The organism is Streptomyces sp. NBC_00376 (assembly GCF_036077095.1).
Taxonomy (GTDB): Bacteria; Actinomycetota; Actinomycetes; order Streptomycetales; family Streptomycetaceae; genus Streptomyces.
Genome location: NZ_CP107960.1, coordinates 2,672,733 through 2,686,547, shown reverse-complemented (window position 1 = coordinate 2,686,547; position 13,815 = coordinate 2,672,733). Strand labels below are relative to the sequence as shown.

At 70.1% G+C, this 13,815-nt stretch carries 14 protein-coding genes; 13 read left to right on the top strand and 1 reads right to left on the bottom strand.

The annotated features are described in order from the left end of the window. Positions 1-68: 68 nt before the first annotated feature. From OG842_RS11840 to OG842_RS11795, 10 genes are all read left to right on the top strand, one after another. Complete coding sequence (locus OG842_RS11840; RefSeq protein WP_266729569.1) at positions 69-839, top strand: enhanced serine sensitivity protein SseB; 771 nt, start codon at positions 69-71, stop codon at positions 837-839. Between the two features lie 180 nt (positions 840-1,019). After that, the gene (locus OG842_RS11835; RefSeq protein ID WP_266729568.1) at positions 1,020-1,799 is read left to right on the top strand and encodes an enhanced serine sensitivity protein SseB C-terminal domain-containing protein; all 780 of its coding nucleotides are present in this window, start codon (positions 1,020-1,022) and stop codon (positions 1,797-1,799) included. Positions 1,800-2,237: 438 nt separating this feature from the next. Next, positions 2,238-3,242 (top strand): ABC transporter permease, encoded by a 1,005-nt coding sequence (locus OG842_RS11830; protein ID WP_266729567.1) that lies wholly within the window; start codon positions 2,238-2,240, stop codon positions 3,240-3,242. 95 nt (positions 3,243-3,337) lie between these two features. Then, positions 3,338-5,113 carry an ABC transporter substrate-binding protein gene (locus OG842_RS11825; RefSeq protein WP_266729566.1) on the top strand — a complete coding sequence of 592 codons (1,776 nt, stop codon included), beginning with the start codon at positions 3,338-3,340 and terminating at the stop codon, positions 5,111-5,113. A 144-nt stretch (positions 5,114-5,257) separates the two neighbouring features. Next, positions 5,258-6,259 (top strand): ABC transporter permease, encoded by a 1,002-nt coding sequence (locus tag OG842_RS11820; RefSeq protein ID WP_266733542.1) that lies wholly within the window; start codon positions 5,258-5,260, stop codon positions 6,257-6,259. Next, positions 6,256-7,356, top strand: a complete 1,101-nt coding sequence (locus tag OG842_RS11815; protein WP_266729565.1) for an ABC transporter ATP-binding protein — start codon at positions 6,256-6,258, stop codon at positions 7,354-7,356. The genes OG842_RS11820 and OG842_RS11815 overlap by 4 nt, the downstream gene beginning before the upstream one ends. Before the next feature lie 14 nt (positions 7,357-7,370). Next, positions 7,371-8,576, top strand: a complete 1,206-nt coding sequence (locus OG842_RS11810; RefSeq protein ID WP_328512198.1) for an ABC transporter ATP-binding protein — start codon at positions 7,371-7,373, stop codon at positions 8,574-8,576. Between the two features lie 30 nt (positions 8,577-8,606). Next, positions 8,607-9,266 carry a trimeric intracellular cation channel family protein gene (locus OG842_RS11805; protein WP_266729563.1) on the top strand — a complete coding sequence of 220 codons (660 nt, stop codon included), beginning with the start codon at positions 8,607-8,609 and terminating at the stop codon, positions 9,264-9,266. A 77-nt stretch (positions 9,267-9,343) separates the two neighbouring features. Continuing rightward, a complete protein-coding gene (locus OG842_RS11800; RefSeq protein ID WP_266729562.1) occupies positions 9,344-10,222 on the top strand; it encodes a thioesterase family protein in 879 nt (292 codons plus the stop codon). Positions 10,223-10,267: 45 nt separating this feature from the next. Beyond that, positions 10,268-11,239 (top strand): helix-turn-helix transcriptional regulator, encoded by a 972-nt coding sequence (locus OG842_RS11795; protein WP_266729561.1) that lies wholly within the window; start codon positions 10,268-10,270, stop codon positions 11,237-11,239. A 15-nt stretch (positions 11,240-11,254) separates the two neighbouring features. Here the strand turns inward: OG842_RS11795 and OG842_RS11790 are convergent, their stop codons facing one another. Further along, on the bottom strand, positions 11,255-11,896 hold the full coding sequence (locus OG842_RS11790) for a TetR family transcriptional regulator (protein ID WP_266729560.1): 642 nt from the start codon (positions 11,894-11,896) through the stop codon (positions 11,255-11,257). Between the two features lie 117 nt (positions 11,897-12,013). Between OG842_RS11790 and OG842_RS11785 the strand changes: the two genes are divergently transcribed. The 3 genes from OG842_RS11785 to OG842_RS11775 all read left to right on the top strand — a co-directional run bounded on the left by OG842_RS11785 (position 12,014) and on the right by OG842_RS11775 (position 13,786). Continuing rightward, the gene (locus OG842_RS11785) at positions 12,014-12,175 is read left to right on the top strand and encodes a hypothetical protein (protein WP_266729559.1); all 162 of its coding nucleotides are present in this window, start codon (positions 12,014-12,016) and stop codon (positions 12,173-12,175) included. A gap of 62 nt (positions 12,176-12,237) precedes the next feature. After that, positions 12,238-12,579, top strand: coding sequence for a DUF4190 domain-containing protein (locus OG842_RS11780; RefSeq protein WP_266729558.1), 342 nt, complete (start codon positions 12,238-12,240; stop codon positions 12,577-12,579). Between the two features lie 196 nt (positions 12,580-12,775). Then, the gene (locus tag OG842_RS11775) at positions 12,776-13,786 is read left to right on the top strand and encodes a helix-turn-helix transcriptional regulator (RefSeq protein WP_266729557.1); all 1,011 of its coding nucleotides are present in this window, start codon (positions 12,776-12,778) and stop codon (positions 13,784-13,786) included. Positions 13,787-13,815: the final 29 nt, after the last annotated feature.

The following is a 13,815-nucleotide window of genomic DNA, read 5'->3' as shown; positions in this document are numbered from 1 at the left end:
GGGGCCGGGGCGGCGACGGGGCCGGGCGTTAACCTTCTGCCGGAAAGCTTGGGCGAGAAGGGGAAGCAGTGGACGTTCCGGCACAGGTCCAGTCCCATCCGCAGGGCGGATGGCCGGCCAATGAGCTCGAAGAAGTGCTGATGGCCTCGGTGGGCAGCCCGGAGGCGGGCGGGCGGCTCGTCGAGGTGCTCGGCCGCAGCCAGGTCTGGGTGCCGCTGCCCAACGGCGGGGGACCCGACTCGGCGGCCCTGGACCTGCCGACGGTGGAGATCGAGGGCGCCGCGTACGTCCCCGTCTTCAGCTCCGAGCAGCAGTTCCTCGCCTGCGTCGGTACCCACATGTCCTTCACCGTCGCGCCCGCCCGCGACTTCGCCCGCGGACTGCCGCCGCAGCTCGGCATAGCCGTGAACCCGGGCGGCGCGGTCGGGATGCCGCTGCCGCCGCCCGCGGTGGCCGAGCTCTGCCGGGCCGGGCGCACCCCGCTGGACGGTCCGGCCAGCGGCGGCCGGGTCCGGCTGTACGAGCCGGACTGGAAGGAGGAGCCGGTCGACTTCCTCGCCGCGGCGGCCGGTGAGTTCGAGGAGAGCGGCGTCGTGCTCTCCGCCCGCCGGGCGCTGGCCAGCATCGAGGGCGGCGACCCGGTCCTCTTCATCGGCGTCGAGTTCTCCACCTGGGAGGGCGCCGGGCGCAATGCCCCGATGGACGCCCTCGGCCGCGCTCTGGGCCGGGTCGAGGTTCCCTGGCCGGTCAATCTCGTACTGCTCGATGTGGCACAGGACCCGGTCGGCGACTGGATGCGGGAGCGGATCCGCCCGTTCTATCAGCGAGCGGCCGTATAGGAGCGTCCCGGACAAGAGCGTCCCGGGCCGGTCCGGGGAACACCGTTTCGACCCATGACGTCAAGTCGGTGTCAGGACCGGCGCATAAGCTGGTTTCATGGCTGGTGTCTCGGCATCATGCCGCACCCGTGTGCCCGGGGCGGCGGGCCGACACAGTGGATCGAAGAGGGGCGGGACCAGGTGAGTGCGTCAGGCACCGCGGCGGCCGGGCAGGTCGAGCACATGCTGCGCCAAGTGACGCCCGGGCGCTACGACGCGTACGAGGCGCTGCTGCAGGCCCTCGCGAACGGCCGGATCTGGATGCTCCTCTGGCAGGGCCAGGCGGGTTCGCCCGACGCCCAGTACGGAAACATGGAGGTCGACGGCCTCGGCTACGCCCCCTGTGTGACCTCCGCCCAGGAGCTCTCGGTGAGCGGCTGGAACCGCGCCCACGAGCTGGTCGGCGGCCGGGACATCGCCCGCACACTCTTCCCCGACCGCTGGGGCATCTGGCTCAACCCGCACGCCCCGGGCGGCGGCGTGGGCATCCCCTGGCTGGACCTGCGCCGGATCGCCACCGGCCTCGACCGGATGCCCGCGGGCCCGCTCCGGCTCACCGAGCCGGCCATCGAGATCCCGCAGTTCTACGCCCTGCTCACGCAGAACGCCCACCACACCCCGGCGATCCGTTCGCTGCGCCGTGCCTGGGTGCAGCCCGCGCTCGGCGTCCCGTACCTCACCATCGGCCTCGATCTCTACGACACGAGCCCGCCCTCGGTGGACGCGGCGCGCGCGATGATGCAGCAGTCGGTCTCCGCCGTCCCGGAGGGGCTGCCCGTCTCCACCGTCGCGATGTCCGACGAGTACGACCCGGTGGCGATGTGGCTGCGCGCCAACGCCCGCCCGTTCTACGACCGTGAGGCGCACGCCCCGGCGGCCCCCGTCGCGGGCTACGGCTACCCGCCGCAGGGCGCGTACTGACCCGTCCGGGGCCACTCTGTCCCCGTCGTCCGGAATGCCCGCGTACGGTCCGGATTTCCGTAACGCGAAGGTAAGGCGCCAACTCCCCGAATGTGCACGTGCGTTCACCCGCCCGATGCCTCATCCGGCCGCCCATGTCCGAGATTTCCGTGCTCGGCATGTCTGGTGGTGAATGCGACGCTAATCCGCTCGCATGCCCTCTTCCTTATCAACTGACCTGTGTTCGGCGGGCGTTCACATCCGTCCGGATAACGGAACACCCCAGAGCGCATCACGGTTAGGCATCCATTCGTCTGTCGGTATGGCTACCAGTCGTAACGGCAATGAAGACTCCCGCAGCAAGGGCGTCTTGCCGCCTCTGCGTACGACTGACTGATCGCGCCGCCACAGCGGCCAGTTCGGCCCGGCCACCGCCGGTTGAGAGGGGTCCTTGCCACGATGACGGCACCACTGCACGAGCCGACCACGGAAGCGGATCCGGTCGCGACCGGCGGTCCCGCAGTCGACTCCGGGGTGAAGAAGGTCGAGGGACGGTCTCTCAAGCAGATCGCCTGGAACCGCCTGAAGCAGGACAAGGTCGCTCTGACGGGTGGCATCGTTGTCCTCGTCCTGGTCGTGGTGGCGGTCTTCGCGCCGCTGATCGTGAGCCTGCTCGGGCACCCGCCGAACGAGTTCCACCAGGACAAGCTCGACCCGCTGACCAATCTCCCCACGGGCAGCCTCGGCGGCATGAGTGGCGACTACCTGTTCGGCGTCGAGCCGAACAAGGGACGCGACGTCTTCAGCCGGATCGTCTACGGCGCCCGGATCTCGCTGCTCGTGGCCTTCCTGGCGGCCCTGGTCGCCGTCGCCCTCGGCACCCTCTTCGGGATCATCGCCGGATACTTCGGCGGCTGGGTGGACGCGGTGATCAGCCGCGTCATGGACGTGCTGCTCTCCTTCCCGCAGCTCCTCTTCATCATCTCCCTGGTCTCGGTCCTCCCCGACGATCTTCTCGGCCTCACCGGCAGCGGCGTCCGCATCGCCGTACTGGTCGCCGTCATCGGCTTCTTCGGCTGGCCGTACGTCGGACGCATCGTCCGCGGGCAGACTCTCTCGCTGCGCGAGCGCGAGTACGTGGAGGCGGCGCGCAGCCTCGGCGGCGGGCGGACACACATCCTCTTCCGCGAGCTGCTGCCCAACCTGGTGGCGCCGATCACCGTCTACGCGACGCTGATGATCCCCACCAACATCCTCACCGAGGCGGCCCTCAGCTTCCTCGGCGCCGGTGTCCGGCCGCCGACGGCCTCCTGGGGCGGAATGCTGCGGGACGCCCTGGAGACGTACGAGCACGACCCGATGTTCATGGTCTTCCCCGGCGTGACGATCTTCATCACCGTGCTGGCCTTCAACCTCTTCGGGGACGGGCTGCGCGACGCCCTGGACCCCAAGGGGACCCGATAGCCCACGACTTGCCCCTGCCGCATCGTCAGGTGGCTCTTCCCATGGTTCTCCGGCAAGCAACGGCCTGGGACCGCGATCTCGGAGGTTACGAGAAAATGTCCACAGTTACCTCGAAACGACGGCTCACCGCTGGTGCGGCCCTCGTGGTCGCGGCGCTGATGACCACCACGGCGTGCGGCGGCGGCGACAGCGACAGCGAAGGCGGCGGCAGCTCGAAGGGCGCCGGCTTCAACGCGGCGTTCAACAAGGTCGCCAACCCGTCCACCAAAAAGGGTGGAACGCTGAAGATGGTCGGCAAGCAGGACCTCGACTCCGCCGACCCCCAGCGTGCCTACTACGGCATGGCCTGGGACTTCATGCGCTTCTACACCCGCCAGCTGGTCTCGTACGACACCAAGCCGGGCGCGGCCTCCACCAAGCTGGTCGGCGACCTGGCCACCGGCCCCGGTGAGATCACCGACGGCGGCAAGACCTACACGTACAAGCTGCGTTCCGGCCTGACCTGGGAGGACGGCTCCAAGCTGACCTCCAAGGACGTCAAGTACGGCATCGAGCGCATCTGGGCGACGGACACCATCACCGGTGGCCCGCAGTACCTGATGCAGACGCTGGACCCCAAGGGCGAGTACAAGGGCCCCTACAAGGACAAGTCCGCGGACAAGCTCGGCCTCAAGTCGATCGAGACGCCCGACGACAACACCATCATCTTCAAGCTGCCCAAGCCCAACGGTGACTTCGAGCAGTTCCTCGCCATGCCGTCCGGCTCGCCCGTGAAGGCGGACAAGGACACCGGCGCGAAGTACACCCAGCGCCCGTTCTCCTCCGGCCCGTACAAGTTCGAGGAGTACAAGCCGGGCAAGAGCATCGTGCTCGTCCGCAACGACAAGTGGCAGAAGGCGTCCGACCCGCTGCGCGCCGCGCTCCCGGACAAGGTCACCGTGACGATCTCCGCCAACCTGGAGGAGAACGACAAGAAGCTGATGGAGGGCGACTACGACGTCGACCTCAACGGCACCGGCATGACCCAGTCCGGCCGCGTCACCGCCGTCCAGAAGCACAAGGACAGCGTCGACAACATGCAGACGTCCTTCGTCCGCTACGTCGCGCTCGTCCACACCGCGAAGCCGCTGGACGACGTCCACTGCCGCAAGGCCGTCTTCTACGCCACCGACTTCGCCGGTCTCCAGCAGACCCGCGGTGGCGAGATCGCCGGTGGTGCGATCGCCAACAGCACCCTGCCGGTCTCCATCAAGGGCCACAGCGACTACGACCCGTACGGCGTCCTCGCCCGCAAGGGCAAGCCGGACCTCGCCAAGGCCAAGGACGAGCTGAAGCAGTGCGGTCACCCGACCGGCTTCGCCACCAAGCTCACCGCCCGCAACAACAACCCGGGCGAGGTCGACGCCGCCGAGGCGCTCCAGGAGCAGCTCGGCAAGGTCGGCATCAAGATCGAGGTCGACCCGCTCGACGGCGCCGAGGCGTCCAGCATCACCGGCTCGCCGTCCGTCGTGAAGAAGCGCGGCTACGGCATGACGATGAGCGGCTGGGGCCCGGACTTCCCGTCCGGCCAGGGCTTCGGCCAGCCGCTGTGGGACAGCCGGTTCCTCGCGGACACCGGTAACTACAACGAGTCGCAGCTGAAGGACCCGGAGATCGACAAGATCTTCGACCGGGCGATCGCGGAGACCGACCCGGTCAAGGCCGGCGAGATCTACAAGGAGCTCGACAAGCGGATCCTCGACCAGGCCGACTGGATGCCCTTCATCTACGAGAAGAACATCACCTGGCGCGGCAATCGTCTGACGAACGCCTACATGTCCGACGCCTACAACGGCCGTTACGACTACGTCTCGCTCGGCGTCGTCAAGTAGTCGCTGTAGTCAACAGCATTCACAGTCAACCCTGTTGACTGTTCCACCGCCGCCGAAACCCGCCAGTCCGAAGGGCAGGTGAGGGCCGGGGCGGTGGCCGGGAGCCCCCACAAGGGGTTCCCGGCCACCGCCGGGCCGCACACAGTGCTTGCTTATCTCATCCGGCGCCTGTTCGCCGTAGTCATCATGGTGCTCGTCGTACTGCTCGCGACGTTCACCATCTTCTTCATGCTGCCCAAGTGGGCGGGTCAGGACGTCGCAGTCCTCTTCGCCGGCAAGGCAACGGGTGTCGAGCAGCTCCAGGGCATCCGGATCAAACTGGGTCTCGACGACCCCCTTCTCGTCCAGTTCTGGGACTTCGTCAAGGGCATCCCGATGGGGCGCGACTACGCGAACGGTGCCGATGTCACCCACTGCGCGGCGCCCTGCTTCGGCTACTCCTTCCGCACGGAGGTCCCCGTCTGGACCACCCTCAAGGACGCGCTGCCCGTGACCGGCGCGCTCGCCGCCGGTGCCTGCGTGCTGTGGCTCCTCGGCGGTGTCGCCACCGGTGTGGTGTCCGCGCTCCGGCGCGGCAGCATCTGGGACCGCGCCGCGATGACCACCGCGCTCGCCGGTGTCTCGCTGCCGATCTTCTTCACCGGCATGGTCGCCATGGGCCTGTTCGTGCACAACTTCGGCTGGGTGAAGATCGCCGACAACCTCTCCACGGACGACGGCATCGGCACCTGGTTCCAGACGCTGATCCTGCCGTGGATCGTGCTCGCCTTCCTGAACGCCGCGATGTACGCCCGCCTCACCAGAGCCACCATGCTCGAAGTGCTCGGCGAGGACTACATCCGCACCGCCCGCGCCAAGGGCCTGGGCGAGGGCACCGTCATCACCCGGCACGCCCTGCGGTCCGCGATGACGCCGATCCTCACCGTCTTCGGCCTCGACATCGGCGTGCTCCTCGGTGGCGCCGTCCTCACCGAGTCCACGTTCAACCTGCCCGGTCTCGGGCTCGCGGCGGTCCAGGCGATCAGCAACAAGGACCTGCCGGTGATTCTCGGCGTCACCCTGTTCGCGGCTCTCGCGATCGCCGTCGCCAACCTCGTCGTCGACATCATGTACGCCGTCATCGACCCGCGAGTGAGGCTGGGATGACCGAACTGCACAAGAGCGGTGCCGCGCTGGGCGAACCTTCCCCGGCCGGCTCGCCCGCTCCCACCGCCTTCCTCGAAGTGCGCGACCTCAAGGTGCACTTCCCGACCGACGACGGCCTGGTCAAGTCCGTCGACGGGCTCAACTTCCAGCTGGAGAAGGGCAAGACCCTCGGCATCGTCGGCGAGTCCGGCTCCGGCAAGTCGGTCACCTCGCTCGGCATCATGGGCCTGCACACCACCGGTCAGTACGGCAAACGCAAGGCCCAGGTCTCCGGCGAGATCTGGCTGGACGGCAAGGAACTGCTGTCCGCCGACCCCGTCGAGGTCCGCAAGCTGCGCGGCCGCGACATGGCCATGATCTTCCAGGACCCGCTGTCCGCGCTGCACCCGTACTACACGATCGGCAAGCAGATCGTGGAGGCCTACCGGGTCCACCACAGCGTCGACAAGAAGACCGCGCGCAAGCGGGCCGTCGAGATGCTCGACCGGGTCGGCATCCCGCAGCCCGACAAGCGCGTCGACAGCTACCCGCACGAGTTCTCCGGCGGCATGCGCCAGCGCGCGATGATCGCCATGTCGCTGGTCAACAACCCCGAGCTGCTGATCGCCGACGAGCCGACGACCGCGCTGGACGTCACCGTCCAGGCGCAGATCCTCGACCTGATCCGGGACCTGCAGAAGGAGTTCGGCTCCGCGGTCATCATCATCACCCACGACCTGGGCGTGGTGGCCGAGCTCGCCGACGACATCCTCGTGATGTACGGCGGGCGCTGCGTGGAGCGCGGACCGGCCGAGAAGGTGTTCTACGAGCCCCGGCACCCCTACACCTGGGGCCTGCTGGGTTCGATGCCGCGCCTCGACCGTGACCAGACGGACCGGCTCATCCCGGTCAAGGGTTCCCCGCCCTCGCTCATCAACATCCCGTCGGGCTGTGCCTTCAACCCGCGCTGCCCGTACGCGGACGTGCCGAAGGACGACGTCACCCGTACCGTACGGCCCGAGCTCCAGGAGGTCGGCAGCCGGCACTGGGCGGCCTGCCACATGTCGCCGGAGCAGCGGGAGCGTATCTGGACCGAAGAGATTGCGCCCAAGCTGTGAGCGAGGACAAGGCCGTGACGAGCGAGGACAAGGGCGTGGACGTTCCGGCGCAGAGGTCGGCCGGGAGCGGCGCGGCGGCCGGTGACACGGCCTCCCGCGAGGTGCTGCTCAAGGTGACCGGGCTGCAGAAGCACTTCCCCATCAAGAAGGGGCTGCTGCAGCGCAACGCCGGAGCCGTGAAGGCCGTCGACGGGATCGACTTCGAGGTGCGCTCGGGCGAGACCCTGGGCGTCGTCGGCGAGTCCGGCTGCGGCAAGTCGACGATGGGCCGGCTGATCACCCGGCTGCTCGAACCCACCGCGGGGAAGATCGAGTTCGAGGGGAGGGACATCACGCACCTCGGCGTGGGCGGCATGCGCCCGATGCGCCGGGACATGCAGATGATCTTCCAGGACCCGTACTCCTCGCTGAACCCGCGGCACACGATCGGCACGATCGTGGGCGCCCCCTTCAAGCTGCAGGGCGTCACGCCCGACGGCGGCGTCAAGAAGGAGGTGCAGCGGCTGCTGGAGGTCGTGGGCCTGAACCCCGAGCACTACAACCGCTATCCGCACGAGTTCTCCGGCGGCCAGCGCCAGCGCATCGGGATCGCCCGCGCCCTGGCGCTCAACCCCAAGCTGGTCGTGGCGGACGAGCCGGTGTCGGCGCTGGACGTGTCGATCCAGGCGCAGGTGGTGAACCTGCTCGACGACCTCCAGAGCGAGCTGGGCCTCACGTACGTGATCATCGCCCATGACCTCTCGGTGGTCCGGCACGTCTCGGACCGGATCGCGGTGATGTACCTCGGCAAGATCGTGGAGCTGGCCGACCGCGAGTCGCTCTACAAGGCGCCGATGCACCCGTACACCAAGGCGCTGCTCTCGGCGGTCCCGATCCCGGACCCGAAGCGCCGTTCGGTCAAGAGCGAGCGGATCCTGCTCAAGGGCGACGTGCCCTCGCCGATCTCACCGCCCAGCGGCTGCCGCTTCCACACCCGGTGCTGGAAGGCGACGGAGGTCTGCAAGACGCAGGAACCGCCGCTGGCCGCGCTGAAGACCGGGCACCAGGTGGCCTGCCACCACCCGGAGAACGCGCCCGACCAGGTGCCCGGCGAGACGGTGACGGCGGCGGCGCGCGAGGCGATCGAGATCGTCGACGTGAGCAAGCCGGCGACGGACGAGCCCGAGGGGGACGGCGACGCCGCCTCGCCCGATACGCCGGAGGACAGCACGAAGGAGTAGTACCGGGAGCAGTACCGGCACAATTGCCCGGTGCTCAACGAACTGTTCACGCCCTCCGTCCAGCATGCGCTAGACATCGTCGGAATCTTCGTCTTCGCGATCTCCGGCGCTCTGCTCGCCGTACGCAAGAACTTCGATGTCTTCGGCATCGCGGTGCTCGCCGAGGTGACCGCGCTGGGCGGAGGGCTGTTCCGTGACATCGTCATCGGGGCGGTCCCGCCCGCGGCGTTCACGGATCTCGGCTACTTCACCACCCCGCTCCTCGCCGCCGTGCTGGTGTTCTTCCTGCACCCGCACGTCGAGCGGATCCAGGTGGGCGTCAATGTCTTCGACGCGGCGGGGCTCGGGCTGTTCTGCGTCACGGGCACGGTCAAGGCGTACGACTACGGCCTCGGCCTCACCGCGTCGGCGGCCCTGGGGCTGGCCACCGCGGTCGGCGGCGGTGTGCTGCGTGACGTACTGGCCAACGAGGTGCCCTCGCTGCTGCGCTGGGACCGAGACCTGTACGCGGTGCCCGCCATCGTCGGCGCCGCGATGACCGTCCTGTGCATCCGCTTCGGGGCGCTCGACGCGTTCACCAGCGGCACCGCCGTGATCGTCGCCTTCGTGCTGCGGCTGCTGTCGATGCGCTACCACTGGCGGGCCCCGCGCGCCTACAACCGGAAGTCCGCGACGGCCGAGGAGAGCTGAGCGACCACCCGGGGCGGCGCTGCGGGCCAGCAAAAAAAGCTACCGCTCAGTAATACAATCGGTGTACGGTGCATCGCATGGCACAGGCAGCAGAGCAGTCGGCGGCGCAGTCGGCACAGACCGGACCGGCGACCATCGGGAACAGCGAGTTCGACCGTGACACCGCCGTCACCCTTCGCGAAGAGGGCGTCTACGACGCCGAACTCTCAGCCGGATGGACGATCATCCATGCCGTCAACGGCGGATACCTGCTGGCCATGCTGGGCCGCGCGCTAGGCCAGGCCCTGCCGCACCCGGACCCCTTCTCCGTCTCGGCGCACTACCTCACCGCGTCCGTGCCCGGCCCGGCGGTGATCCGTACCCAGACCGTCCGCACCGGCCGCACCCTCTCCACCGGCCAGGCATCCCTCTTCCAGTTCGCGGAGGACGGCACCGAGGTCGAGCGCATCCGGGTCATCGCCACCTACGGCGACCTGGACGGCCTGTCCGACGAGGTCCGTACGTCGGCGAAGCCGCCGGCCATCCCGCCGATGGAGCACTGCTTCGGCCCGAGCGACGGCCCGGCCCCGATCCCCGGCAGCTCCGCCATCACCGAGCGGCTCGACATCAAGCTCGACCCGGCGACGGTCGGCTGGGCCGTCGGCGCACCCTCCGGCAAGGGCGAGATGCGCGGCTGGTTCGGCCTCGCGGACGGCCGCGACGCCGACCCGCTCTCGCTGCTGCTCACCGTCGACGCGCTGCCGCCCACCTCGTTCGAGCTGGGCCTCAAGGGCTGGACGCCGACCATCGAGCTCACCACCCACATCCGCTGCCGCCCCGCCCCCGGCCCGCTGCGCGTCTCCATCACCACCCGCAACCTCGCGGGCGGCTTCCTGGAGGAGGACGCGGACGTCTGGGACAGCGAGGACCGCCTGGTGGCCCAGTCCCGCCAGCTGGCACGCGCACCGCGCTCCTGACGGCCGGCGGCGGGGAAGGGGCAGTGGCCGGGAGAAGCTGGTGAGGTGAAATCCGACCGGCTGCTCTCGATCCTCCTGCTGCTCCAGACCCGCGGCCTGGTGCCCGCCACCGAGCTCGCCGAGCGCCTCGAAGTCTCCGTACGCACCATCTACCGGGACATCGAGGCGCTCTCCGCCTCCGGCGTCCCGGTCTACGCCGAACGCGGGCGGCACGGCGGCATCGCGCTGCTGCCCGGGTTCCGTACCGATGTCACCGGGCTCACCGCCGACGAGGCACGCGCCCTCTTCGTCCTCGCCGCCGAGGGTGCCCATGCCGCGCTCGGCCTCGACGAGGCGCTCGGCTCCGCGCTGCGCAAGGTGATGGCCGCCCTGCCCGCACCGCACCGGCCCGCTGCCGAACTGACCAGCAGGCGGATCCTGGTCGACCCGGTGCGCTGGATGAGCGGCCCGCAGCCGGCCGTCGACGTGGCCGAACTGCACGAGGCCGTCTTCACCGACCGGCGGCTGCGGCTGGACTACCGCCACAGCGGTACGAGCACCCCGCGCACCTACACCGTCGATCCGTACGGCCTCGTCGTGAAGGCGGGCGTCTGGTACCTGGTGGCGGACCGGGACGGGGTGCCCCGGCTCTTCCGGGCCGACCGGGTGCGGCGGGCCGACCTCGCGGACGAACCGGTCGTGCGCCGGCCCGGGGTGGAGCTGGCGGACCTGTGGGACGAGCTGCGCAGGCAGGTCGAGGAGCGACCGGGGCGGGTACGGCTGCGGGTGCGCGTGCACCGCTCCCGGCTCGACCTGTTCGTACGCCTGCACGCCGGGGCGCTGACGGGGGAGCCGCGCCCGGAGGAGAGCGGGGAGTGGCTGCGGGCCGGGCTGGCCGTCGACTCGGTCGAGTGGGCCCGCTCCCTGCTCTCCTTCGGCCCGAACGTGGAAGTGCTCTCGCCGCCCGAGGCGCGGGACGTCCTCGCCCGCCACGCGGCGGCGGTCGTGGCGCTGTACGGACAGGCGGGCACGCCCTGACCCGTACGAGGGGCCCTAAGGGGTATCGGCTCCGCCCGAGTCGTCCAGCCAGTGCCGCCTGCCGAGGGTGACCAGTCTCAGCCGGCGGCGGGCCACCCCGGCCACCTCCCGCTCGCCCTCCGGCCCCGCGTCCAGCAGCGCCGAGGCGGTGATCACCATGTGGTCGACGTAGAGGCCGCCGAGCATCAACAGGTCCTTCTCGCTCCAGCCCCGGGACTCCGGCTCCTCGGCGAGCGCCGCCGCCACCTCCTCGGCGAACCGCCGCAGTTGGGCCGCTATGGCCTCGCGGACCGGGCCGACGCCGCCATGCTGTTCACGGGCGATGAAACGGAAGTGGGCGGGCTGTTCGCCGACATGGCGCATGATCAGCTCGATGCTGCGGTCCAGGCGCTCCTCGCTGTCACCGGTCTCGGCGAGCGTCGCCCCGATCATCCCGTGCAGGCTGCCCAGCGCCTCCTCGACGAGCGCCACACCGAGCGCCGCGGTGTCGTCGAAGTGCCGGTAGAAGGCGGTGGGCGTGACGCCCGCGGCCCGCGTCACCTCGCGCAGCCCGAGGCTGCTGAGGCTCTGGTGCTCCAGGAGTCCGAGTGCGGCATCCAGCAGTGCCTGACGGGTTCTCAGCTTCTGGGTCTGGCGGACGCCGGCGGTGTGACTCATGCCATTCAGTAAACAACTGTTCTCCGGGGCGGGGAAGTGGCGAACGGGTCTAGACTGACAAGTCAGTGAACAGTCGTACTCTCAAATGCTCGTGGAGAGCCTGCGGAAAGGCTGAACATGATCGTCCTCGTCGTCGCCCTGCTCCTGCTCGGGGTCGTGCTGGGCGCGGTGGCCCAGATCCCGCCCGCGCTCTCCCTCGTGCTCGGTGCCCTGATCGGCTGCTGGCTGCTGGTCTTCGCCGTACGCGAGCGGGCGGGCGCGCGTCGCCGCTCCTCGTGACCGGCCGCACCGCCGCCGCGGCGCCCTCCGCACCGCACCCCGACCCGAAGGAGCCCGCCCCCATGACCCTCACCGCGATCGCCCGCCGCTCCGAAACCGCCGCACGCCCCCTCGCCTCCTGCGACCCGGCCGGCACCCCCGGCCCGGCCGCCCCCGCCCGGCGCCCCACCCGGGACGCCGACGGGCTGGCCGTCGCCTCGTTCGTGCTCGGGCTCGTCGGTCTGCTGGTGATGAACATCCTGCTCGGCCCGGCCGCGATCGTCATGGCGGTCATCGCCCTCGTCCGCTCCACTTCCCGCCGCGGCCGCGCCCTGCTCGGGCTCGCGCTCGGCGTCGCCGACCTCGTGGTCCTCGCCTTCCTCGTCACCGGAAGCGGCGTCGTCGCCTGGAACTTCGGCGGCTGAACCGGGCGGAGCGGACCCCGCCGCCGCGCCGCGGGCCCCGGGACACCACGCGCCCGCCGTACGCCCCGCCCCGGGCTCGCGGAAACCGTGTTGCCATCCGATCGCCCGGCAGGGCCGCCCGCATCCTGTTCGATTTTGATCATGGATGGCACAGTGGGCGTCCGTTCGGGGTGGGCTGCGGGGAGGGAGAGGGCGCGTGCTGGAGATAGCAGGGATCGGGGCGGCGGAGGAGCGGGTCTACCGCCACCTGGTGGAGGTACGAGGTGCGGGCGCGGACGAGATCGTCCAACGGCTCCACATCCGGGAACGCGAGGCGGCGTCGCTTCTGTCCTCCCTGCATGACAAAGGCCTGGTCGGGCGGCTGCCGGGCGACGGCGGCATGCGGTACGTACCCATCCCGCCGGACGTGGCGCTGCAGCCCCTGCTGGCGCGCGGCCAAGAGGCGCTGGAGTGGGCACGGCGTGGAGTGGAACAGCTGGCCGAGGAGTACCGGGCGGGCGCCCGGCGCCATGACGCCGGGCAACTGGTCGAGGTGATCAGCGGGGCCGGCGCCATCCGTCAGCAGCTGCGCCAACTCGCCTACGGGGCCCGCAGCGACCTGCGGTGGTTCTGCAAGGCCGATCCCGTGGCGCTGCGCGCCCAGGACAACGACGAGGAGTTCGAACTGCTCGCCCAGGGCATCCGCTACGAGGCGATCTACGAACGGGCCTGCCTGGAACAGCCCGGCATGGTCGACAACGTCGCCCAGGGCATCCGCGCCGGTGAAACGGCCCGCGCCACCAGCACACTCCCCGTGCGCATGGTCATCGTCGACAGCTCTGTCGCCGTCTGCCCCCTGATGTCGAGCAGCACGACCGGCGCCCGCGGCGAGCCGACCGCCGCGATCATCCGCAGCAGCACTCTCCTGGACGCCCTCGTCGCCCTGTTCGACATCCAGTGGGCTGCGGGGACCCCGCTGCACGTCACGGAGGCGGGCGAGCTGGCCGACTTCGCCGGCGGCATGGGATCGGGCGGCAGTCTCGCCGGTGACGAGCGCTACCTGCTCTCCCTGGTCGTCGCGGGCGTGGCGGACAAGGCGATCGCCACCCAACTGCGTGTCAGCCACCGCACGGTGCAGCGCCGGATCACCGCGCTGATGCAGCGGGCGGGCGCGAAGACGCGCACGCAGCTGGTGTGGCAGGCGGCGCGGCGCGACTGGCTGTCGTAGGACGCACGGAAGCCGCGACCGGGGCCGGT

What these genes read in the sequence shown, in the direction of transcription:
- OG842_RS11825 (WP_266729566.1), top strand. Translation starts at nt 3,338, where the DNA reads ATGTCCACAGTTACCTCGAAACGACGGCTCACCGCTGGTGCGGCCCTC.
- OG842_RS11785 (WP_266729559.1), top strand. Translation starts at nt 12,014, where the DNA reads ATGATCGTCCTCGTCGTCGCCCTGCTCCTGCTCGGGGTCGTGCTGGGC.
- OG842_RS11780 (WP_266729558.1), top strand. Translation starts at nt 12,238, where the DNA reads ATGACCCTCACCGCGATCGCCCGCCGCTCCGAAACCGCCGCACGCCCC.
- OG842_RS11815 (WP_266729565.1), top strand. Translation starts at nt 6,256, where the DNA reads ATGACCGAACTGCACAAGAGCGGTGCCGCGCTGGGCGAACCTTCCCCG.
- OG842_RS11800 (WP_266729562.1), top strand. Translation starts at nt 9,344, where the DNA reads ATGGCACAGGCAGCAGAGCAGTCGGCGGCGCAGTCGGCACAGACCGGA.
- OG842_RS11830 (WP_266729567.1), top strand. Translation starts at nt 2,238, where the DNA reads ATGACGGCACCACTGCACGAGCCGACCACGGAAGCGGATCCGGTCGCG.
- OG842_RS11790 (WP_266729560.1), bottom strand. Translation starts at nt 11,896, where the DNA reads ATGAGTCACACCGCCGGCGTCCGCCAGACCCAGAAGCTGAGAACCCGT.